Below are 21,416 nucleotides of genomic sequence, written 5' to 3' on the forward strand. Positions count from 1 at the left end.
CGCCTTTTTTGTCATCCCGACGACAGGAGGGATCTCCGTTCATAGACGGCCTTGTTTGCTATTAGCGAAGATCCCTCCTGTCGTCGGGATGACAGAAACGTTTCTCCAAAACAACCTCTGACGGACACTTGGACCTGGACGTCCTGGCTACACTTGAACAAGCTACGCAGTCGCTCCTTCGCCCGAAACGCTGGGTTGTGCAGTTTGTGCGGTACTGCTGCGGGTCAGCGAAATGGCAACGGCGGTAAGAATTAAACCCGTTGCGGCCCAGTAGACGGCGCGCATCCCCCGTAGCTGGGCGATCGTGTCCAATGGGCCAGTATGATTCGTCAGTGCATATCGGTTGCGAACACTGTACCAGACAGCCGCGCTCATGGCGATACCGACGACTAGCCCCATGTTCCGTACAAACGCGATGATGCTGCTGGCCACTCCGCGCTGGGCCAATGGAGCCGCGTTGAGCGCACTACTGCTATTCGGCGACTGGAACAGCGCGAAGCCAAAGCTGACGAGTGAACTCCGCCATACGACATCCTGCCACACCCAGTCGGGTCGCAAAAACGAAAACGTGAAGTAGCCGACCGCCGTAACCAGCAAACCCGCACTCGACAGCCATCGCGTCGGTACGCGGCTCGACAGATAGCCCCCGACCGGCGCAACGACGCTGAGCGTCAGCGGACCAGCCAGTAGGGTCAGGCCCGCTTTCTGGGGCGTAAAATGCAGCAGCTGTTGCAGAAAAAACGGGATGATAAACAGGTTCGCCCCCGACGCGACAAAGCCCAGCCACGCAGCCGCGATTGCCGACGTGTAGGGTTTGATGCGAAACAGATCGAGTTGCAGCATGGGTAAGGGCGTACGCGATTCCCAGAAAAAAAAGCCCGTCAGCAGTACCGCGCCGGTACCCAGCAACCCAATCACGCGGGGGTCGTTCCAGCCGTAGTCGGGTTCGGGACCGAAGTCCAGCCCAATCAGCAACGTTGTTACGCCGACCAGAAACAGCCCCGCCCCGACCAGATCGAACGGCTTGCGTTCCTCCGTCGCACTAACGGGTAGCACGGCCCACGCCCGCCAGATGGCGATCAGCCCGACGGGTACGTTAACGAAGAAAATACTCGACCAGCCAAACCGACCCAGCAACAACCCGCCGATTACCGGACCGGCACTAGCCCCTGCCGCCACGATAGCACCCATCAGCCCCAACGCCTGCCCGCGTTCGCTGGGGGCAAACGTATCCGAAATAATGGCTGGACTGATGGCAAACAGCATCGACGCGCCCAGCCCCTGCACAATTCTGGATATGACCAGAAACTCGACGGTATCTGACAGCCCACATAGCAACGATCCGCAAACGAAGATCACAAACCCGGCAATGTACATGGGTCGCCGACCCAGCCAGTCGGAGAGTTTGCCCATGATGAGCAGCGTACTCGTGGTCGTCAGCAGATAACTCAGCACAACCCATTCGACGCTGTCGCCCGCGTTCAACTCCCGCCGGATAGTCGGCAACGCAATGTTGACGATACTACTGTCGAGCGTCGACATGAACGTACCGAAGGCCAGCGTCGCCAGTACGAGCCATTTGTTGGGCGCTGCTATTGTTGGGGGATTTGTTACCACGGGGTAGGAACGATTGGGCACTGATTCGGTAACCTACCGACAGACCGCGTTGTTTCAATACCCCGTTTTCGGGAGTGAACGGCCAACTTTACCACCGACAAGTCAGTTGTTTATGACAAACCAGAGACAACCATGATCACAGCCCTCGATAGTAAGACCGCCCTCGTTCAAATCGACATGCAGCGCGGCATTGTCAGTGGTGACAAAGCCCACCCGACGCAGGCCATCATCGACAATATTGCCAGATTGCAGACGGCGTTCCGGCAGGCCGGTTTACCCGTAGTAATCGTTCACGTCGAGCCAATTGGCAGCCCAGCGTCGGTGGTGCGGTCGGAGCGAAACCAGTTTCCGAAAGACAAAGCCGGACAGCAGCAGATGCTCGACCAGATGCAGGCCAGTCACTTCTTCGATATCGTCGACCCGCTGACTCCCCAACCCGGCGACCTGACGATCACTAAAGAAACCTGGAACGCGTTTTTCAACACTCCCCTGCACGATGAATTGCAGCAGCGAGGCATCACCGGCATCGTTTTGTGCGGCATCTCGACCAGCGTTGGCGTGGAAGGCACGGCCCGTTCGGCGAACGAACGTGGCTACAATATCAGCTTCGCTACCGACGCCATGACCGATAATGCACTCGACGCGCATAACTACAGTCTGAAATACATCTTCCCCCGCATCGGCGAACTGGGCACCACCGACGAAATCATCGCCAAACTGACTGAGCGGTCTTAAGGCCGACACAACCCGGCTGCGCGTTGGCTTACCGTTTCTTGTACTGCTCCTCAAAATCGACCGGAGCCCAGCCCGGCAACCCTACCGCAGCCGGACGCTCAATCAGAAACCGGCCCGTCTGCGTGTCGATGATGATGGTGCGCGTGTCTTTATTGACAACCGCCTGATACCGTTGCGTTGGCCAGCCAGGCTGATTTTGCTGTGCAGGTTCACCGGTTGGTTTGTTGGCCATCAGCAGGACGGCCGCTACCGTCAGTGCACCGAGACAGAAGGATTTGAGATCGATGGTGAGCGAGATCGTTTTCATCGGTTCTGTTTTTTGGTAAGCGTGTTGGGTGGAAAGGCAATTAGCCGCATTAACTACGCCAGCAGGCAACGCAAATACCTGATGAATAAACCCCTACAAGTACCGCAGCCAACTCTGTTCGGGATGCGCGATTTTGTACCGCCCGTACCAGCGGCACAGGGGATACAGCAACGCGACAATACCCAGCCAGACAACGTACACCATTGGCAGCGACACCCCGGCACCCGGCGGGCGACCGAAACTCAGTGTACCGATCACAAGCGAATAGCCCTGCCCGTACACCATGCCAATCATCGTTAGCTTGACCAGGTACCAGTGCAACAGGTAATAGAACATCGGCACCGTACCGTAAACCCGCAGCACCTGCGTCAATTTGGTATCGACACCGTCAGCCCAGGCCAACAGCAGAGCCATGATACCCAGCATCAGCAGCGTGTACAGCAGCGACGGCGGGTACTTGCTAACGTTCAGAAACGACAGCGTTGTGAACAGGCTCGTACGCTGCACCGACCATGGAGCCGCATCGCCGTATTGATTGACAAATCGCAGTACAACAAACAGGCCCAAACTAGCCAATCCGCCCAGCAGCAGCCGCTTACGCCGACTGGTGAGTGGCTGTTCAAACAACGTTCCGCTGGCGTACCCGACCAGCATGATCCCCAGCCACGGTGTCAGCGGATAGGCAATCAGCACTGTAAACGACGGGCTGGGAAGCAACTGAACCCTGAACAGCAGCGCCCAGATCAGTTGCCCAACCGAATTGGTAATCGGCGGCACAAGCAGCAGCAGATCATGCGTGCCAACGATCAGGATGCCCAGCGCACCCACCCACCGAACCGGCAACCGCGACAGCAGCGAGAGCACGATCAGTCCCCCGCCGATGGCGTAGATCACCTGAAGGAGCAACGTCCGAAACTGCACGTCGGTCCAGAAAGCAAAATTGATTACCGTGATTTCCAGCGCGATCAGCACCAGTCCCCGCCTGAACAGAAACCCCCGCGTTGCCGCCAGCGACCCGCCCATCGTGCGCCGTCTTTGCAGCGACAAATAGGCCGACGTACCCGACAAAAACACGAAGGTCGGTGCACACAGGTGCGTGATCCAGCGCGTCAGGAAGATCGGGGGCGTCGTCGTGTTCAGGTCGGCCGGGTCCTGCGTCAGCGCGGGCAGGTGCAGCAGATCCCGGACGTGGTCGAGCGCCATAATCACCATGACCAGCCCCCGTACCGTATCGATTGCCCAAATGCGTTCCCTAGCCTTACCCGTCGGTGCTGATTGTGAATGCATTGACCGATAAGCTGCTACACTCTAACAACTACCCATACCCTGTTCGGTTGACCTCTCCCACATCCTACGTTGGTAGAAAGTACGCTCACCACGATTAACCAAGTAAATTTTAACCTCAGCTGAAAATTTACTTGGTTAATGTTCAACTCCCATCTTTTGAATCTATATCAGATCATGCTTTATCTGTCGTAGAAGAACTCAGGGCGTTGGTGGGGTAGATATTGTTTACATTTGACTGTTATTCAATTCTATCTACTACCTGAAATGCCCAAACTGATCGAATACTTTGGATTGATTTTCTACTTCTACAGCAATGAGTATCTACCGGTTCATGTGCATGTAAGCCATGCTGAATACGAAACTATTTTCGAGCTGTTTTTCGAGGATGGCAAGCTGACAGACATTCATACTAGGAAGGCCGATGGCATCGAAATGTTGCCGCAGAAGGATCAGAAGGAAGCTATGAAAGTAGTGGAGACTTACGCAGACGAAATTGTGCAGAAGTGGCTTGATTTCTTCGTCTTGAAGAAAAAGCCTCAAATTCGTAAGATCACAAAGAGACTATGAGAACGCTGAGCATTACCAATGCCGAGTACGTTGATGGATATAGGGTACGCCTTTTTTTCTCCGACGGAACTACGCAAACTGTTGATTTCGGCCCCTTTCTGTCAAATCACCCCCATCCTCAACACGACAAATATCGGCGCGTTGCCAACTTCAAACGGTTTCACCTGGAGCGGGGCAATATCGTTTGGGGCAAAGACTGGGACCTAATTTTCCCCATATCACAACTCCATCAGGGATACATAGCACCGGCAGTTTATTAACCCCTTCGGTCAGTGCCCGGTCGAGAGCACTGATACCTTTTAGTGAGCCTTAGCTTTTAAATATGTGCTCACGGTGCCACGCAAAAGCGGCCAAATCGGGCAGGTATTGCGCGTCAGTGGGTAGACTGGTGGATTTACCGGCCAATGCGTTCAGCCTATAATCGCTCTGTTCGTTTTCGGCGAACGTTGTCGATACCACCACGCGATAGTTGTCATCAACCGAAATAGCTCCCTTGTCGAACGCGCGGTGCAGGTTCGGACACAGCGCGATGCCGTTGGTTGGGTGGTTATTGAACGTCCTGTAGAAGGGAACAATGTGGCATGCATCGACCATCGAAAACGAGTACGGAGCCGACACACGAAGTCCCGTAACACAACACGTATCGTTATAAAGTCGCACAACCTCCCGTCGAAAAACGGCTTCACGGGTGTACAATTCAATCTCGTAGGTTTCTCCGTTGAGCCGCTTTTTCATCCCGGTTAACACACTCCTTTGGTCAGCAGGTGACTGTTCAAGCTGTTCCCGACGAATCGCATCTATTTCCAGGTGCGTATCTGTTGCAGAACGGATAATTATTCCCGGAAAATAGCGACTCAATAGCACATCCCGCAAAGCAGCACGCGTAGGCGCATGGAGCAGTAATTCCGTCAGACCGGTATCCAGTTCGGCGTAGGCTACGGCGTTACTTAGGCTGGAAAAACTCGACAGATCGCCCGTTTGTACCCATAATTCACAACCGGGGTTAGCGACCAATTGCCACCACGAGCCTGGTTCATTTTTCAGCCGAAAGAATGGCATGGCAAATCCCAGCGTATGTCCCGTCGTCACGAGCGCATTCCAGTTTGATTTGAAGATGCTGATAAGTTCGGGCGAAATGGCAACCCGATTATCTGTCAGCAATCCGCTGTCAAATGCCTGAATTACGGAAAGCAGTACAATTGGCTTATGCGGAGCCGCTTCTTTTATTCGCCCTCCTCCGGTGTTGAGATTCGTAAAGGCATGAATAAAAAAGGGAAGCATTTTCTCGATCATCGGCAAAGATCCTGGCGTGTAGAAAGCAGGAGAATTGTCACAAAAGGGGTAATAAAGTACCACAATGTACGGCGTGGTAGAAGCGACGAGGCAACCTTCTGAACACAAAATTCATATCTTGTTGATTCACACCCCACCACTTAACCGATGACCGAAAAAGATAAGCACGAACTGGATGTACTTAGACTGCACATTCAGCAACTTCAGATCAGTGCCCACCAGCGCGACCATGAATTACTGACGCTACGTAAATACGCGGCCGAACAGCAGCAGCAACTCGACCGGCAGACTCGCCTGCTAACGATGCTCGGCCTATTCCCCGACGACCTCAACGCTCCCGGTGCGCTGACGTCGAACCCCACGCTTTTGCTGCGTTTGTTGCGCCCGGCGAACTAGTCAATCGCCTGCGGATTCGACATATACCTACCTTTGCTTTCCTAAACTCACTCATACGTATGAATAAATTATGGGGGTTGGGGCTTCTCCTGACCACAATGACGCTGTCGCCTGTTGTGGCGCAGAACTCTCCAAGGGCTGTTGCCGCACAAAAGACCACATACACCAATCCGCTACCCGTCGAATTTGGCGACCCCTACGTCCTGTTCTCGCAGGGCACCTACTACATGTACGGCACGGGGGCGGGGCCCAACAGGGCTTTGCGGCTTATTCGTCCAAAGACATGGTCCACTGGAAGCCGGAAGGGCAGGTCTATTTTCACGACAACAAAAACGGCTGGAGCGACCCGAAAGCCAAATGGGACGGGGCCTACTGGGCACCTGAAGTATATGAGGTGAAGGGAAAATATTACCTGTTCTACAGTGCTCAATGGCGGCAGAATCCGACTAACGAAGTCGAAAACTTCCGCATCGGGGTGGCCGTCGCCGACAAGCCCACCGGCCCGTTCGTTGACCTGACCGACAAACCCCTCTTCGACCCCGGTTACCCCGTTATCGACGCCAACGTGTTCATGGACAGCAATGGCAAAGCGTACCTCTACTACTCGCGCTGCTGCTACAAACACCCCGTCGAGAGTGAAATTGCGGACATGGCCCGGCAGAAAGGGTGGTACAAGGAGATCGAAGAAAGCTGGGTTTACGGCGTCGAGTTGAAGCCTGATTTTTCGGGCGTGATCGGCGAGCCGGTGTTGGTGCTTCGTCCGCCCGTCAAGCTGAGCGACAAACAGGCCGACTGGGAAAGCCGGTCGGTGACGGCCCGTGAGGTGAACCGGCGCTGGACGGAAGGCTCTACGACGTTCAAGAAAGACAATCTGTACTACATCATGTACTCGGCCAACCACTTCGGGGGGCAGTATTACGCCATCGGCTACGCCACGTCGACCTCTCCGCTGGGTCCGTTCCGCAAAGCGGCCAACAACCCGATTCTGGAAAAGAACAGCGACAAAGGCGGCTCGGTAACAGGCACAGGGCACAACAGCGTAACCTATTCGCCCGACGGCAAAGAGATGTTCTGCGTCTACCACGGCCGGACCGCCAAAACCGGCGATGAGCGGGTCGTTTTCATCGACCGGATGCGGGTGAAAGACGGGCGCATCACCATCGACGGGCCAACCACCTCACCCCAGAAACTGCCTTCGGGCGTCATGGAGAAGGGCAACACGCGCTAACACGAACTGGTTAAGTTCGTTGTCTCAGACAGCTTCCAGCTGTCGAAGCCGCGCTAGCGGCTAATCAGGCTGATGCACTTAGCCTACGGCTTCGACAGCTAGAAGCTGTCTGAGACAACCGTATCGCTCATTGCAGCGAATAGAAAAGCCCGTTGCGGTGCGTCTGACGTACCGCAACGGGCTTTTTGGCGTCAGCGAACTTGTGGTCCGGTAGCAGACGGCTACATTTTTCCTATTTTTAGAAGTCACCCAACCAATACAACCAATTACTCTATGAAAAAACAGCTTCTCCTCGCGGCCATACTACTCCCGGCTTTAACGTTTGCCCAATCCAAAAAATCGGCCAAAACCGCGTCGACCGGTGCACTAAGTGGCGATAAACAGGCCATCGTAACCGACCTCGACAAGCGGTTTCCAGAGTACGCGGGCATCTCCAAACAGATCTGGGACTTTGCCGAACTGGGCTATCAGGAAGAGAAAAGTTCGGCCCTGTTGGCAGAACAGCTACGCAAAGAAGGCTTCGACGTAAAAACGGGCGTAGCCGGTATTCCCACGGCCTTCGTTGCGACCTATGGGTCGGGCAAGCCAGTGATTGGGATTCTGGGCGAATATGACGCGCTGCCCGGTCTGGCCACGGAAGCTAAACCCGATTTTACGCCCATCGCCGGGCAGAAAGGCGGGCATGGCTGTGGGCACAACCTGTTCGGCACGGCGTCGGTGGCGGCAGCGACGGAGATAAAAGACTGGCTTAAGAAATCGGGCCACAGCGGGACGATCAAAATTTACGGTTGTCCGGCGGAAGAAGGTGGCGCGGGGAAAGTCTACATGGTGCGCGAAGGATTGTTCAACGACGTCGATGCGGTACTGCATTGGCACCCCGGCGACAAAAACGCGGCCGACGCGGGTACGTCGCTGGCCAACAAGAACGCCAAGTTCCGGTTTCGGGGTATTGCGGCCCACGCAGCGGCTTCACCCGAACGTGGCCGGTCGGCCCTCGACGGCGTCGAAGCGATGGATTACATGGTCAACCTGATGCGCGAACACATCCCGCAGGACACCCGCGTTCACTACGTCATCACCAAAGGTGGGGAAGCACCCAACGTGGTCCCGGCCTTCGCCGAGGTTTATTACTACGCCCGCCACAAAGACCGCGACATTCTGCAAAGTGTCTGGAAGCGGATCGAAAACGCAGCCGAAGGCGCGGCTAAAGGTACCGGCACGAAAGTCGAGTGGGAAGTATTGGGCGGGGTCTACAACCTGCTGCCAAACGTAACGATGGCTGAAGTGATGCACCAAAACCTGAAAACGGTGGGTGGCGTGCAATACAACGCCGAGGAAACCGCCTTCGCCAAACAGATCAGCACGACGTTCGACAAGAAAGTGCCTATCGAGGAAGCGGCCACCGTAAAAGACTTCCGCGACGCGTCGGAAAGTGCGACAAGTGGCGGCTCAACCGACGTGGGCGACGTAAGCTGGACGGTCCCAACGGTGGGTTTGTCAACAGCGACCTGGGTACCGGGCTCGTCGGCGCATAGCTGGCAGTCGACGGCGGCAAGTGGCATGGGTATCGGTCAGAAGGGAATGCTGGTAGCGGCCAAAACCCTCGCTCTGACGGCTTACGACCTGTTCAACAGCCCCGCCCTGATCGAAAAAGCCCGCGCCGAATGGGAGCAGAAACGCGGCAAGGATTTCAAGTATGAAGCGCTACTAGGTGATCGTAAGCCCGCACTGGACTATAGGAAGTAAGTAAAAAAGCGAAGAGTTACCGTCCTCATGGTAACTCTTCGCTGTCATTTTCTTTACGTCAGCTAGAAGCGCAAGTATTCTCACTTCTTGTATTTCGTAAACTCCTGCAACTCAGACCTTTCACTTTCATATATATATCTTTTAACTCGATTAACGGCCCTTTCTGTATCTGATAGCCTTTTTTCATTCGAGTTGTTCGAGAACCTTGTTATAACGCTTTTCAATTTTACAGCATTGCTAGACTTGTTGGCGGAATTAGCTCTTGTTTTCATGTGGATTTTTATTTAAATAATTTTGCAGGACTCTTGGCCGTCCCTTCATGAAAGACCGGCTTTGAACCACTAGTTTTTATTTGGCCAAAACTGGCGAAGGAGCTCTTGTAATCATTTTTCAACGTCAGATAGGATTGTATTGGTCCGTTTCCATATCTATCAAAAATCATGCTCAGAGGAACATAGCGCCCCGTCTCTTTAAACCGTTGGAATGCCCGAATGGTTGCCAGCTGTCTGTCCAAGTTAACAAGTACTAAATGAACTCTGTACCCCTGACTCCGAAGAGATAGGGCAAAAGTGAGTACGTCTTTATCATCATCTCCTACGGTAGGTACGACAATGTTGTAACCCTCACCAATACATCTCATTATAAGAGATGAAACCCCAATACTGCTGCTGGACGAGGCACTAAGAACAAGAGCCGAAGACTCCTTATGAACCAAAGTAGCTCCAAAGCCATATAACGCGAATTCAGGAAGCTTTCGTTTGGCATAGTCCGAATCTATAATAATAGCCCCATGCTCATCTGCAATCCGGTTTGCTATTCCTGACTTACCGGAAGCTGGAAGACCAATTATTATGTACGCGTTTTTATCTCGTACCACTAAACTGTGAGGTAGGGCACCTCCTGCCTGCAATTTAATTAATTCATCTGATTCTAAGCGCTCAAGCGTTAACAATTCGTTCACTATCTGCTCCCTCAGAATAATACGTCTTGGTTCAGATGAATAATTACTGTCTCTATACTCCGTGCTGCTAATAGTGGGATGATTAAGTGGATAACTACTTAGAGAAAGCTCACACTCTGCAATCTTTGCTACATATTGCTGCTCAGCTGAGCAGTCATAGTCTAGGGTACGGGTTAAAAAGTCATTTACTTGGCCAGCACTCACTAAAAGTCTTTCGTATTGGTGGCTCATCTATCGAAGTTTACAATGGCGGGAAAAAATGTGTACTGCTGTGACACATAATGATTGTACAAGTATACGTATTTTAGCACATAGCACAGATGCATTAAAATCCGCTACATTCTCCTGTCACCTTCTGCCAGTCATATACACATGCCTTTTCTGCAAACTCTTACCTTTGCGGAAATCAATTTTGACTGAGTGAGCGATAGAATGAGTGAATAAGCCAGTCCGAGAGATTTTTATTCAATCATTCTATCACTCACTCAGTCACTCATTCGACACTCATGCTTCGTTCCAAAACCTGCGGAGAACTCCGCCTTTCCGACGCTAACACCACCGTTACCCTGGCCGGGTGGGTACAGACCACCCGCGACAAGGGCGGGGTACTCTGGATCGACCTGCGCGACCGCTACGGTATCACCCAACTGCTGCTCGAAGATGGGCAGACAGCCCCTGAACTGTTTACCACAGCCCGGTCACTAGGCCGCGAATTTGTGGTGCAGGCAACCGGTACGGTGATCGAGCGGAAGTCGAAAAACCCGAATATTCCGACCGGCGAGATCGAGCTGAAAGTAACGGCGCTCACCGTGCTGAACCCCGCCAAATTGCCGCCTTTTCTCATTGACGACGATACCGATGGGGGCGACGATCTGCGGATGAAATACCGCTACCTCGACCTGCGCCGGAACCCCGTTCGCCGGAATCTCGAACTGCGGCACCGCATGGCGCAGCAAACCCGGATTTACATGGACGGACAGGGTTTTATCGAAGTCGAAACGCCGGTGCTGATCAAATCGACACCCGAAGGCGCGCGTGACTTTGTGGTTCCCAGCCGCATGAATCCTGGCGAATTCTACGCCCTGCCGCAGTCGCCCCAGACGTTCAAGCAGTTACTGATGGTTTCGGGCTTCGACCGGTACTACCAGATCGTGAAGTGTTTCCGCGATGAAGACCTGCGCGCCGACCGGCAGCCGGAGTTCACGCAGATCGACTGTGAGATGTCGTTTGTTGAGCAGGAAGACGTGCTGAACATGTTTGAAGGGCTGGTGCGCCACCTGTTCAAAAGCGTGAAAGGCATCGACCTGGCCGAGGTGCCGCGCATGACCTACGCCGACGCCATGAAACTTTACGGCTCCGACAAGCCCGACACCCGCTTCGACATGAAGTTTGTCGAGCTAAAGGGCACGTTCGACACCGTCGACCTGACATCGGGGAAAGGCTTCGGCGTGTTCGATTCGGCCGAGCTGGTCGTTGGTATCAACGCGCCCGGTTGCGCGCACTACACCCGCAAGCAGATGGACGAACTGACCGATTGGGTGAAACGCCCGCAAATCGGTGCAAAGGGGTTGATTTACGTTCGCTACAACGAAGACGGAACGCTCAAATCGTCGGTCGACAAGTTTTACTCGGAAGAAGACCTGCAAAAATGGGCGGTACAGTTCGGCGCTAAACCCGGCGACCTGATGCTCATCATCTCGGGTGATTCCAACAAAGCCCGCAAGCAGTTGAACGAACTGCGGCTGGAAATGGGTAATCGGCTCGGGCTGCGCGACCCGAACGTGTTCAGCACGTTGTGGGTGCTCGACTTCCCGCTGCTCGAATACGGCGAAGAGGAAGCCCGCTGGTTTGCGATGCACCACCCCTTCACGTCGCCCAAGCCCGAAGACATTCCGCTGCTCGAATCGGATCTGGGTGCCGTTCGTGCCAACGCCTACGACCTCGTCATCAACGGTACGGAAGTCGGCGGGGGCTCGATTCGGATTTTCAACCGCGACTTGCAGGCCCGGATGTTCAGCATTCTCGGCTTCTCCGATGAGGAAGCAAAATCGCAATTCGGCTTCCTGATGGACGCCTTCGAATACGGTGCGCCCCCACACGGCGGACTGGCCTTCGGTTTCGACCGACTCTGCTCGCTGTTCGGCGGTTCTGATTCCATCCGTGACTTTATCGCCTTCCCGAAAAATAACTCGGGCCGCGACGTGATGATCGATTCACCCTCGGAAATTTCCGACAAACAGCTTGACGAGCTGAAAATCGCGACCACTGTACCGGCTAAGTGATCGCACGTAACAACAGGAAATCTAACTCTTAAACGGTAGGGCCATGATGCATCCGCCATTAACTAATGTCCAGGCAGAACTGCTCAAGGTATTTTCCCGCCAAATCCCTGACGAGGATTTGATGGAGCTACGGCAGGTCATGGCCAAATTTCTGCTCCAGAAATCCCGGCAACGCGCTGACGTTATCTGGCAGGATAAAGGCTATGATAATGGTTTGATGAATCAGCTACTTAGTGAAGATGCCTGATCGGTTAAGCGTCGTTCTGGACACGAATGCTGTTCTGGCGGCTATTCCAAGCCGTTCACCATATAAACTTGTTTTGGATGCGCTGTTCGATGGCAGTTATGATGCGTTTGTATCAACGGATGTCCTGCTGGAGTATGCCGAAAAGATCACTGAGTTTTTCGATTCATCCGTAGCAGAAGACATCATTGGTGGTTTGCTTTTATTGCCCAACATTCGTAAAACGGAGATTTATTTCAACTTGGGACTAATCGAAGCGGATAAAGACGACAACAAATTTGTAGACTGTGCTTTCTCCGCCAATGTGCAGTATATCGTCACCAACGACCGGCATTTTAATGTTTTGAAGGACTACGATTTCCCGAAGCTGAATTTGATTCGCATCGAAGCGTTCACCGAGTTGCTTAAACCGCTGTAAACAACTCGGGCCGCGACGTGATGATCGATTCACCCTCGGAAATTTCCGACAAACAGCTTGACGAGCTGAAAATCGCGACGACTGTACCAGCTAAGTAAGCCTATTTCAGGCAGGTAGTTTTCAGAAAACCCCGTAAATATCAGCCACTTAATAAGCTGATGTCTACGGGGTTTGTCTTTTTGCACCTACCTTTATCCACCGTTTAATAAACACCTGACGGCAGTATACTGCATTATCCGCTAGCTGCATGATTCTACGCTTTACATGGCTGACATTGATACTGATGGCCTTCTGCTCCCTATGCGCCGAGGCTCAGCTGACGATCAGTAGCCCGGTTCCACGCATGGTCTTTCAGCGTAATCAGGCTAATCAGGCCAGCGTACTCATTACGGGTACGGCCCCGGCCAATGCTACTAGTATTGAAGCCCGTTTCGTGCCGCTGGTCGCGGGACAGGGTTCTGTTACGACCTGGACAACAATACCTTTCTTATCGGGATCGCGCGTGTTTCGCGGATTTGTTGTGGTGTCGGGGGGTTGGTACCGGCTCGATGTTCGGGCTAATGGGGGCATTACGCAGCTAACACAAACGTCGGTCAACCGGGTGGGTGTGGGTGAAGTTTTCGTCGTGGCGGGGCAGTCCAACGCGGTAGGCGGGTTTGAGCGCGAACCCGGTGCTGCCGACGACCGGGTGTCGTGCGTCGATATTCGGCAGATCAACCGCATTGAAGAGCAGCTCTACCCTTTACAGTTCGGCCATGCCAGTTCGGGCAGCAACATCGGCCCCAGCCAGCCCCGCACATCTGGGCGCGGCTGGGCGATAAACTCGTCAGTCGACTTAACGTGCCGGTACTCTTTCTGGGGGCAGCACAGCCCGCCACGTCAAGCACCCAGTGGCAACAATCAGCCGCCGGTACGTCGGGAACGCTTCTGCCCTATCAGCGGCTGGGGAGCGTTCTGCGCAGCTACGTGGCCCGCACCGGTATGCGGGCCGTGCTGTGGCATCAGGGCGAAGGCGACATCGACGGGTCGGAAACGGCGTACTTTTCAAACCTCAAATACATTATCGGCAAAACCCGGGAGCAGACGGGTTTCGGACAGTTGGCCTGGCTGGTGTCGCGGGTGTCATATACGCAGGGATCCACAAACCCCGGCGTACTAATGGCGCAGAACCGGCTGGCCAATGAAGTCAGCGACGTGTTCAACGGGCCCGCCACCGACGACCTAATCGGATCAGACAACCGGCTGACCGACAACGTCCACCTGGGTGGAAACGGCCTCGTTCGCTTCATCGACCGATGGGATCAGAGCCTGAGTGCTGACTTTTTCAGCCGCTCAACGCCCTACACGCCCACCGATGCATCGTCGCTGCTGACGACCGGCTACCCCCTGCCCCTCGTGAGCCAGCCGGGCAGCGTAGTACAGGTGCCGTCGTTTCGTACCGCGCCTGTTGAGTCGGGCAACCAATATTACGTGCAGGTGGTCGGAGCCAACAACACAGTCGTTTCGGAATCGGCCCGTGGGCTGAGCAACCCATTGTCGCTCACCCTACCGACCGGGCTAAGCGGCAGTTACCGACTCCGCACACTGGCTACCAGCCCCGCCCTCACAGGCACGCTCAGCGAGTCGTTTACGGTCAGTTCAGCCGCGCCGGTCACTACCTACGACGCCCCTACCCCCGCTATCGTACAGGGTGGTACGGCAGACACCAGCATCATTCGGATCGGGTATCGCTACGAAGCTGACAGTCACGGTTTTTTTGCGATGATTCAGGCCAATACGACCGTCGAAACGCGGATGCAGCGGCTCGACGGCGGTCCGTTTTCCGACACCAACTGGCAGATAGCTGCGCCCGTCAGTCAGGCCCCTGACTACACCGAATTTGCTGATTTCAACTACGTCCGCAATTACCCGCCCGTCGCATTAGCTGTGGGGGGTGTCGAGCCGGGGCGGTATCGGTTGTCGGTACGAAAACAAGGCAGCACCGGCGATGGCATCTGGTTCGAAACGACGTTTCTATCCGGCCGCACAACGCTGTATCAGGGCGCAGAGCCCGTGGCTTCGCTCCCACCCGTGCTGACCATAACCAGCCAGGTCCCGACCGTTTGTCCGGGCGACGCGTTTACAGTGAGTTTTACCCAGACCGAGAGTTCCGTCAACGCCAATAACCAGTTTACCATACAACTCTCCGACAGCAGCGGCTCGTTTAATTCGCCGACTGCCATCGGTAGCGGTACGAGTAGCCCAATCTCGGTCACGCTGCCCACCTCGGTCAGCGCGGGTTCCGTTCGCCGGATTCGGGTGGTGGCCAGTAGCCCCGTCGTGGCCAGTACGCCGGGCGACTCCTTTACTGTCTGCAATAACGCCGTGAATCTGGCCGATCTGTCGATAGCCATGCAGGTCGGTAATCGTATCGTCCCGCTGAACACACCCGTTTCATACACGATACTGGTCAGCAACAGCGGTCCGGGTCCGGCCAGTGGCGTACAGGTACAAAGTCGACTACCGTCTGGCCTGACATTTGTCGATGCGACGGCCAGCACAGTCGCATCGGCGAACGGAATTGTTACCGTCAATGCAGGTACCGTACCCGCAGGTAGTCGGGTTGGGTATGCGTACCGGTTGCGGGCTAGCCAGACAGGCACCTACGCCGTAGCGGCTCAGATTACCGCCAGTCAGACGCCCGATCCAGACAGTCAGCCGAATTCGGGCACGGGCGATGGGCAGGACGATGCTGCTACGGTTGATTTACGAACTGCGCCCGGTCAGGATACGCTGTATGTATCGCCAAATCCAAACCAGACACCACTGCCAGCGACTCAGTCCAATCAGCCGACTCCGAGCAGCAACTCCGCCGATCTGAGTCTGGCACTAGTCACAAAGCAATTGACCGTATCCCAAAGCGGCACGCTTGATATGAGCCTGACGGTCAGCAATCGGGGGGGCGCATTAGCCCAGCTTGTAGGCGTACAGGTCCTGCTTCCCAGCGGCTGGCAATTGCTGAGCGGCAGCAGCCTGAGCCAGTCGGGGCAGGTCGTATCCGGCACGATTGTTGGCGTTCCATCAGCTGATTCGACAACCGTAAAGTTCAGCCTGCGCGTCGGTAATGCCGGTACCGTGCAGGCTCAGATCAGCAGTTCGTCTATCGCCGACCCGGACAGTACGCCCGGCAACGGCTACATCAACGGTGAAGACGACACGGCCAGTCTGACAATTCGAATAAAATGATACGATCCGGGGACGGAGTTAGCGCGGAAACTGGTTCCGGGCCGCGTCGATCAGGCGTCCGAAGTCTGACGCGATCTTGTTCAGTTCTGCTTTTAGCTGGCTTCCGCCCTTCTCGACGTCAGCTTTCAGGTTCGCCCGGTTCGTTTTGCCCGGTCCGGGAACGATCAGCAGGCTGGTAACGAAGCCGGTGATAAGTCCGGCAAGGAAACGTTTCATAGGTAGTAGTTATGACTGGTGGATGTAGTATATCTACCTAGAACCACAAATGCACCGTTCTGTTTACGAACGGCTTGCTCCAACAAAAAGCGTCCCCGCTCACGGTATAACAACCATGAGCGGGGACGCTTTTTCACCCTATACATTAACCTGCCTATGCTTCGGTCAGTTGCTGCACCTGCTTGTCGATGGCCTGCAACAGCTTGTCGTAGGGTTTGTTGAACTTCTCGATACCTTCGTCTTCGAGTTGCTGCATCAGTGCGGGCAGGTCCAGCCCGGCCTGCTTGATACGCTCAAGCGTCTCGGTAGCCTTATCCAGATCATCTTCCAGCCGGTCGGCGGGGTTGCCGTGGTCGCGGTACGCATCGAGCGTTTCCATCGGCACGGTATCGACGGTGTCTTTACCGATCAGCGCATCGACGTATTTAACATCCGAAAACGCCGGGTCTTTCGTGCCGGTACTCGCCCAAAGCAGCCGCTGTGGTGTTGCTCCTTTTTCTTTCAGTTTGGCAAAGCGGTCGCTGCTAAATACGCGGTTATAGATCTCATACGCTTTTTTGGCCGACGCAATCGCTACTTCGCCTTTCAAATCGTCAAGCCCTTTGTCGGCCAGCATCGGGTCGATCAGTGTATCGATGCGACTCAGGAAGAAACTGGCTACCGACGCGATCTGATCGATGGGTTGCCCGGCGGCTACGCGGTCTTCCAGCCCGCTGATATACGCGTCTGCCACGGCTTCGTAACGCTCCAGACTAAACAGCAGTGTTACGTTGATATTGATTCCATCGGCCAGGGCCTGCCGGATGGCGGGTAGCCCCTCGGCGGTGCCGGGAATCTTAATCATCACATTGGGCCGACCAACTTCTTTCCATAGTGCCCGCGCCTGACTTAGCGTGCCCTCGGTATCGCGGGCAAGTCGGGGCGACACTTCCAGGCTGACGAAGCCATCGGCACCGTCGACTTTATCGTCGTAAACGGGCGCGAACAGGTCCGACGCCTGCTGAATGTCTTTTACCGCCAGGCCGTAGAAGATGTCTTCGTTCGATTTATTTTGCCCGGCCAGTGCCCGAATGTCGTCGTCATAGTCGGCACTCCCGCTGATGGATTTCTCGAAAATGGCCGGATTCGACGTGATACCCCGCAGGCCGTCTTCGTCGATCATCTGCTGTAATTTACCCGACTTCATAATCGGTCGGTCGATAAAGTCCAGCCAGATACTTTGTCCAAATTCGTGAACCTGTTTGATGCGATTCGTTGCCATAAAATAGCTGAGTTAGTTACTGTTACTAACCGCTAATACCCCGTCTTGTTCTGATTTTGAACGAATGATCAGCCTGCGGTGATGACCACCATTAACCGCATAGTTTCATACATTGACCGCTATTCCGAACGCCCCAACCGACTGCCAGCGTTCAACGATATAATCCGCAACCGCAGAAGTCAACTCGAAGTGTTTTTGTCATCCCGACGCCAGGAGAGATCTTCGGGTAAAGCGAACAAAACACTCTGTTCACGAAGATCCCTCCTGGCGTCGGGATGACAAAAATATTACCCAAAATCAACCTTAACCGTTAAACCTGAATCCACCCACCAATGAAAGGAATTATCCGGCTGAGTTACCGGAAAGTAATCGACGCGACGGCGCAGCACCCATGGGACCGGCTGGTATTCGACGATACCTGGCAGGAGTTTTACATGCAGGCCCAGTCGTTCAATCAGAGTGGGCAGTACCAATATTTCTGGGAGCTACTCGCCAACGTCCCCAACGCCGACAAGCTGCACCACCTGACCAGCCGGGCTGTGATGGGCTACCTGCGCCAGTTGAACGACCGCATCCCCGACATCACCAATGCGCAGGATCAGCTTAGTCTGCCGTTCAACTAGTTCAAATTCGAGATTCTGGCCGCGCAGGTCGAGCAGAAAGAGACGTTTCGCATCGCCATTTTCTTCTTCAGCGAACCATTGACCTGGCTCGACACGGTCGGGAATCAGTTGCTGGTTGCGTACGGCGATCAGCAGGCGGCTATCCGGCAGGGGCAGGCCATCAGCACTGACCTGATTCCGCTGCAACCGGAGCTGTCGATCTGGTCGTACCAACCCATTCTTCCCGCTATCAACTCGTAATGGACACAACCACACAGGCGCAGATTTACCTCGCCGATCAGCGGGGGCATTCGCAGACGCCGACACTCCGCAGTTTTCACACGTTCAACTTCGGTTCGTATCAGGCTGACAGCCGTGCCCCCTTCGGCGCGTTACAACTCCTCAACGACGATAGTCTGCTGGCCGGGGCAACGCTGTCGCTAACTGTCGAGCAACCTACCGACGTGCTACTGCTGCCCATCAACGGCGGACTGGAGTACCGCAGCGATGCGGGATCGGGCTTTCTCGAACCCGGTCAGTCGGGGCGGTTGTCGCTGCGGCCGGGCATGAGTTACACGGTCAGCAATCCCTACGAGGTCGAAACCATCGACCTGCTGCAAATCTGGCTGCGCAGACCCGATGAATCAGTATCGGTTGGCTTCGCCGATACGACGTTCGACCTGTCGCAGAAGAACACGCTTCTCCCCTGCCTGCCGATGTCCGCCGACAGCCGCGCATTTATCGGCCGCTACGATGGCCGGGCGGAAGATACGCTCTCTGTTACACCGGAGCAGGGTGTGTTTGTGTTCGTCGTGCAGGGCGTCTTTGAGGTGCAAAACCGGCTACTCCACGAACGTGACGGCCTGTCGCTGTTGGCGATTCAGGGCAACACCGTCGAGTTCGAAGCCCTTTCCAACGATGCCATTTTGTTGCTGATTGTGATTTAAACACAGAGGCACAGAGTGGTAGCATAGAGAAAACAGAGATAGCTTACTTGTTCTCCGTTTCCTCCGTGGTTTTTACTCTGTGCCTCTGTGTTTAAATCACTACTTCGCCGTCCAGACGTTGTCGGCGGGGGTGGCGTCCATGAAGATGCCGCCGGTTAGTTTCACCGATTGCAGCTGTTTACTGATCGGCAGTTTCACCACCGCCTGTTTCTGGTTGGCCTGCCAGATCGCCGGGGTCTGGTGAACCGTTTCGGTGGTACCATCGGCGAAGGTCAGCACGACGTCGACCGGGGCCACGTAACCGCCAACGTTGTCGATGGTCAGGGTCGCTTGTTTCGCCGTCGTCGCGACGGGTTTCAGGGCGAAATCGATGTAGTTATTGGAGAAATACCAGTTGTTCCAGAACCAGTTGAGGTCGCGGCCGGAACCGGCGTTAAAGCTGAAAAACATATCCCAGGGCGTGGGGTGCTTGCCGTTCCAGCGATCCATAAACGTGTGTAGCCCCTTACGGAACAGGTCATCGCCGAGCATATCTTTCAGGGCCAGATAGCCCAGCGCGGCCTTGCCGTATTCGTTATTACCCATCGCAGCACCGCTCAGCACGTTGGTCGGGGTGATGATCGGCAAATCCTCTTCCGCCGACGGGTCGCGAATCCAGCCATTGACCCGGAAGCCCTGAAACAGTTGCACCGCCTTGTCTTTGCCTAAGTCTGCCTGCCCGATCAGGTGTTCGAGCGTCGTGGCCCAGCCTTCATCCATGAAGCCGTAGCGTGTTTCGTTGATGCCCATGTAAAACGGAAACCAGGTGTGGGCAATCTCATGCTCGGCCACAAAGCGCGAAAAATCCAGGTCCTTAGTCGTACCATCGTTGACCATCATCGGGTATTCCATATCGGCAAAGCCCTGCACGACGGTTGTCTTCGCATACGGGTACGGCACACCGGGCCAGTTGTTGGAAAACCAGTCGAGTGCGTGTTGCCCAAAGCCAACCATCTGGTGAAAATCAGCTGCGTTATCCAGAAAAGCCGCCTGCACACTAGCCCGCCGACCCGTCTTTTTGTCGACCACCACACTGCCCGCATCCCAGACGTAGTGGTTGCTGATCGCCAGCGCCATGTCGGGTACGTTCGTCGCCAGCCACCGCCAGGTATTCGTAGCCTGGTTCGCGGTGATGTTCCCCATTGTCAGGTCAGCCGCCGTCGCGACGTGTACCAGCGAATCGCTTTTCATCGACTGCGCCAGTCGTTGCGCGTAGGTCGGTTGTAGCACCTCATTCGCGTTTCGCAGATCACCCGTCGACCAGACGATGTAATTTTTCGGAACGCTGACGGTCAGGTCGTAGTCGTTGAAATCGCTGTAAAACTCCTGCGCGTCGGTAAAGGGCATCCGGTCCCAGCCGTAGTAATCGTCGTACACCGCCACACGGGGTAGAAGTACGCTAGGAAGAACGTAGTCGAGTCAAGCACCCCTTCGCGCCCGCTTTCCTTCGAGAGATCATAGTGCCAGTCGAAGCCCAGCTTCACCGAGTCGTGGGGCAGCAGCGGTTTGCTCAGCACCATCCGTTGATTGACGTCTTTGCTGGCCGACCACTTCTTCTCTGCCTGATTTTCGGTGTATTTGTCGATAGTCACGCCCGACGTCAGGTAGTCTTCGCTGACGGCCCCCTGCCGACCAGCTTCCGGCCGGTGGATGTTCATAAACAGTTTGAACGCCAGCGTTTTCAGCGTATCGGGGCTATTGTTGACGTAGGTGATCTGCTCGGTGCCGTTGATCGTGCGGCTGGGTGGCGTGGCCGTGATGTTGATGGTGTAATGCGCCCGGTTTTGCCAGTAACGCGGGCCGGGTTTACCGTCCATCGCGCGGGTGCCTTTCTGGTACGCCTGCTTTACATTGCGGGGCATATACAGCGTCTGCGCCTGCGCGGCTGTCAGGCCGAAAAGTAGGATTGCTGCTGAAGTGAGTTTCATATACGGTTTGCGGTATTCTGTTTTCGGTGTACGGTGGCGTAAACCGATCCGGCAAAAATACCGTAAAGCAAAAAGCGACACGCTCAATTTTGTGACCAACGGCTATCGCCCGAATCT

Annotated in this window: 22 protein-coding genes; 13 read left to right on the forward strand and 9 right to left on the reverse strand. The window is 54.9% G+C overall.

Annotated elements, in window-relative coordinates:
• Nucleotides 1-162: 162 nt before the first annotated feature.
• A complete protein-coding gene (locus tag HH216_RS23800; protein WP_254448590.1) occupies nt 163-1,617 on the reverse strand; it encodes an MFS transporter in 1,455 nt (484 codons plus the stop codon).
• Nucleotides 1,618-1,749: 132 nt separating this feature from the next.
• Here HH216_RS23800 and HH216_RS23805 point away from each other — a divergent pair, with 132 nt between their 5' ends.
• On the forward strand, nt 1,750-2,352 hold the full coding sequence (locus tag HH216_RS23805) for an isochorismatase family protein (RefSeq protein ID WP_169553130.1): 603 nt from the start codon (nt 1,750-1,752) through the stop codon (nt 2,350-2,352).
• A 28-nt stretch (nt 2,353-2,380) separates the two neighbouring features.
• Here the strand turns inward: HH216_RS23805 and HH216_RS23810 are convergent, their stop codons facing one another.
• The gene (locus tag HH216_RS23810; protein ID WP_169553131.1) at nt 2,381-2,659 is read right to left on the reverse strand and encodes a hypothetical protein; all 279 of its coding nucleotides are present in this window, start codon (nt 2,657-2,659) and stop codon (nt 2,381-2,383) included.
• Nucleotides 2,660-2,752: 93 nt separating this feature from the next.
• Nucleotides 2,753-3,946 (reverse strand): DUF1624 domain-containing protein, encoded by a 1,194-nt coding sequence (locus HH216_RS23815; RefSeq protein ID WP_169553132.1) that lies wholly within the window; start codon nt 3,944-3,946, stop codon nt 2,753-2,755.
• Nucleotides 3,947-4,210: 264 nt separating this feature from the next.
• On the opposite strand from HH216_RS23815, the gene HH216_RS23820 reads away from it, so the two are divergent.
• Nucleotides 4,211-4,513, forward strand: a complete 303-nt coding sequence (locus tag HH216_RS23820; RefSeq protein ID WP_169553133.1) for a DUF4160 domain-containing protein — start codon at nt 4,211-4,213, stop codon at nt 4,511-4,513.
• Complete coding sequence (locus HH216_RS23825) at nt 4,510-4,773, forward strand: DUF2442 domain-containing protein (RefSeq protein ID WP_169553134.1); 264 nt, start codon at nt 4,510-4,512, stop codon at nt 4,771-4,773. Before HH216_RS23820 ends, HH216_RS23825 begins: the two co-directional genes overlap by 4 nt.
• 49 nt (nt 4,774-4,822) lie before the next feature.
• Here the strand turns inward: HH216_RS23825 and HH216_RS23830 are convergent, their stop codons facing one another.
• On the reverse strand, nt 4,823-5,794 hold the full coding sequence (locus HH216_RS23830) for an HNH endonuclease (protein ID WP_254448591.1): 972 nt from the start codon (nt 5,792-5,794) through the stop codon (nt 4,823-4,825).
• Nucleotides 5,795-5,953: 159 nt separating this feature from the next.
• Between HH216_RS23830 and HH216_RS23835 the strand changes: the two genes are divergently transcribed.
• The 3 genes from HH216_RS23835 (at nt 5,954) to HH216_RS23845 (ending at nt 9,176) form a co-directional block, all read left to right on the forward strand.
• Entirely contained in the window at nt 5,954-6,202 is a 249-nt protein-coding gene (locus HH216_RS23835) for a hypothetical protein (protein WP_169553136.1), read from the forward strand.
• A 283-nt stretch (nt 6,203-6,485) separates the two neighbouring features.
• Entirely contained in the window at nt 6,486-7,430 is a 945-nt protein-coding gene (locus HH216_RS23840; RefSeq protein WP_254448592.1) for a glycoside hydrolase family 43 protein, read from the forward strand.
• A 273-nt stretch (nt 7,431-7,703) separates the two neighbouring features.
• The gene (locus tag HH216_RS23845) at nt 7,704-9,176 is read left to right on the forward strand and encodes an amidohydrolase (RefSeq protein WP_169553137.1); all 1,473 of its coding nucleotides are present in this window, start codon (nt 7,704-7,706) and stop codon (nt 9,174-9,176) included.
• 280 nt (nt 9,177-9,456) lie between these two features.
• Here HH216_RS23845 and HH216_RS23850 read toward each other — a convergent pair whose 3' ends face one another.
• Nucleotides 9,457-10,368 carry a zeta toxin family protein gene (locus tag HH216_RS23850; RefSeq protein ID WP_169553138.1) on the reverse strand — a complete coding sequence of 304 codons (912 nt, stop codon included), beginning with the start codon at nt 10,366-10,368 and terminating at the stop codon, nt 9,457-9,459.
• A 275-nt stretch (nt 10,369-10,643) separates the two neighbouring features.
• Between HH216_RS23850 and aspS the strand changes: the two genes are divergently transcribed.
• From aspS to HH216_RS23870, 4 genes are all read left to right on the forward strand, one after another.
• Nucleotides 10,644-12,419, forward strand: coding sequence for an aspartate--tRNA ligase (gene aspS / locus HH216_RS23855; protein ID WP_169553139.1), 1,776 nt, complete (start codon nt 10,644-10,646; stop codon nt 12,417-12,419).
• Nucleotides 12,420-12,462: 43 nt separating this feature from the next.
• Nucleotides 12,463-12,666: a hypothetical protein gene (locus HH216_RS23860; RefSeq protein WP_169553140.1), complete on the forward strand. Its 204-nt coding sequence runs from the start codon at nt 12,463-12,465 to the stop codon at nt 12,664-12,666.
• Nucleotides 12,659-13,081: a putative toxin-antitoxin system toxin component, PIN family gene (locus HH216_RS23865; RefSeq protein WP_169553141.1), complete on the forward strand. Its 423-nt coding sequence runs from the start codon at nt 12,659-12,661 to the stop codon at nt 13,079-13,081. The genes HH216_RS23860 and HH216_RS23865 overlap by 8 nt, the downstream gene beginning before the upstream one ends.
• Before the next feature lie 840 nt (nt 13,082-13,921).
• Nucleotides 13,922-16,306, forward strand: a complete 2,385-nt coding sequence (locus tag HH216_RS23870) for a sialate O-acetylesterase (protein ID WP_254448593.1) — start codon at nt 13,922-13,924, stop codon at nt 16,304-16,306.
• Nucleotides 16,307-16,324: 18 nt separating this feature from the next.
• Here HH216_RS23870 and HH216_RS23875 read toward each other — a convergent pair whose 3' ends face one another.
• On the reverse strand, nt 16,325-16,522 hold the full coding sequence (locus HH216_RS23875; RefSeq protein WP_169553142.1) for a hypothetical protein: 198 nt from the start codon (nt 16,520-16,522) through the stop codon (nt 16,325-16,327).
• A gap of 154 nt (nt 16,523-16,676) precedes the next feature.
• Nucleotides 16,677-17,783 carry a transaldolase gene (gene tal / locus HH216_RS23880; RefSeq protein ID WP_169553143.1) on the reverse strand — a complete coding sequence of 369 codons (1,107 nt, stop codon included), beginning with the start codon at nt 17,781-17,783 and terminating at the stop codon, nt 16,677-16,679.
• A gap of 332 nt (nt 17,784-18,115) precedes the next feature.
• On the opposite strand from tal, the gene HH216_RS26340 reads away from it, so the two are divergent.
• From HH216_RS26340 to HH216_RS23890, 3 genes are all read left to right on the forward strand, one after another.
• Entirely contained in the window at nt 18,116-18,406 is a 291-nt protein-coding gene (locus HH216_RS26340) for a hypothetical protein (protein ID WP_254448594.1), read from the forward strand.
• 78 nt (nt 18,407-18,484) lie between these two features.
• Nucleotides 18,485-18,646, forward strand: a complete 162-nt coding sequence (locus HH216_RS26345; protein ID WP_254448596.1) for a hypothetical protein — start codon at nt 18,485-18,487, stop codon at nt 18,644-18,646.
• The gene (locus tag HH216_RS23890) at nt 18,646-19,332 is read left to right on the forward strand and encodes a pirin family protein (protein ID WP_169553144.1); all 687 of its coding nucleotides are present in this window, start codon (nt 18,646-18,648) and stop codon (nt 19,330-19,332) included. Before HH216_RS26345 ends, HH216_RS23890 begins: the two co-directional genes overlap by 1 nt.
• A 99-nt stretch (nt 19,333-19,431) precedes the next feature.
• On the opposite strand, the gene HH216_RS23895 is transcribed toward HH216_RS23890, so the two are convergent.
• A complete protein-coding gene (locus tag HH216_RS23895; RefSeq protein ID WP_254448599.1) occupies nt 19,432-20,748 on the reverse strand; it encodes a M1 family aminopeptidase in 1,317 nt (438 codons plus the stop codon).
• Nucleotides 20,664-21,299, reverse strand: a complete 636-nt coding sequence (locus HH216_RS26350; protein ID WP_254448600.1) for a gluzincin family metallopeptidase — start codon at nt 21,297-21,299, stop codon at nt 20,664-20,666. Before HH216_RS26350 ends, HH216_RS23895 begins: the two co-directional genes overlap by 85 nt.
• Between the last annotated feature and the right edge of the window lie 117 nt (nt 21,300-21,416).

The sequence above is a fragment of the Spirosoma rhododendri genome (assembly GCF_012849055.1).
Classification (GTDB): domain Bacteria; phylum Bacteroidota; class Bacteroidia; order Cytophagales; family Spirosomataceae; genus Spirosoma; species Spirosoma rhododendri.

Coding starts and splice junctions, on each gene's coding strand:
- HH216_RS23805 (WP_169553130.1), top strand. CDS start 1,750: ATGATCACAGCCCTCGATAGTAAGACCGCCCTCGTTCAAATCGACATG.
- HH216_RS23810 (WP_169553131.1), bottom strand. CDS start 2,659: ATGAAAACGATCTCGCTCACCATCGATCTCAAATCCTTCTGTCTCGGT.
- HH216_RS23815 (WP_169553132.1), bottom strand. CDS start 3,946: ATGCATTCACAATCAGCACCGACGGGTAAGGCTAGGGAACGCATTTGG.
- HH216_RS23820 (WP_169553133.1), top strand. CDS start 4,211: ATGCCCAAACTGATCGAATACTTTGGATTGATTTTCTACTTCTACAGC.
- HH216_RS23825 (WP_169553134.1), top strand. CDS start 4,510: ATGAGAACGCTGAGCATTACCAATGCCGAGTACGTTGATGGATATAGG.
- HH216_RS23830 (WP_254448591.1), bottom strand. CDS start 5,794: ATGCTTCCCTTTTTTATTCATGCCTTTACGAATCTCAACACCGGAGGA.
- HH216_RS23835 (WP_169553136.1), top strand. CDS start 5,954: ATGACCGAAAAAGATAAGCACGAACTGGATGTACTTAGACTGCACATT.
- HH216_RS23840 (WP_254448592.1), top strand. CDS start 6,486: ATGGTCCACTGGAAGCCGGAAGGGCAGGTCTATTTTCACGACAACAAA.
- HH216_RS23845 (WP_169553137.1), top strand. CDS start 7,704: ATGAAAAAACAGCTTCTCCTCGCGGCCATACTACTCCCGGCTTTAACG.
- HH216_RS23850 (WP_169553138.1), bottom strand. CDS start 10,368: ATGAGCCACCAATACGAAAGACTTTTAGTGAGTGCTGGCCAAGTAAAT.
- aspS (WP_169553139.1), top strand. CDS start 10,644: ATGCTTCGTTCCAAAACCTGCGGAGAACTCCGCCTTTCCGACGCTAAC.
- HH216_RS23860 (WP_169553140.1), top strand. CDS start 12,463: ATGATGCATCCGCCATTAACTAATGTCCAGGCAGAACTGCTCAAGGTA.
- HH216_RS23865 (WP_169553141.1), top strand. CDS start 12,659: ATGCCTGATCGGTTAAGCGTCGTTCTGGACACGAATGCTGTTCTGGCG.
- HH216_RS23875 (WP_169553142.1), bottom strand. CDS start 16,522: ATGAAACGTTTCCTTGCCGGACTTATCACCGGCTTCGTTACCAGCCTG.
- tal (WP_169553143.1), bottom strand. CDS start 17,783: ATGGCAACGAATCGCATCAAACAGGTTCACGAATTTGGACAAAGTATC.
- HH216_RS26340 (WP_254448594.1), top strand. CDS start 18,116: ATGAAAGGAATTATCCGGCTGAGTTACCGGAAAGTAATCGACGCGACG.
- HH216_RS23890 (WP_169553144.1), top strand. CDS start 18,646: ATGGACACAACCACACAGGCGCAGATTTACCTCGCCGATCAGCGGGGG.
- HH216_RS26350 (WP_254448600.1), bottom strand. CDS start 21,299: ATGAAACTCACTTCAGCAGCAATCCTACTTTTCGGCCTGACAGCCGCG.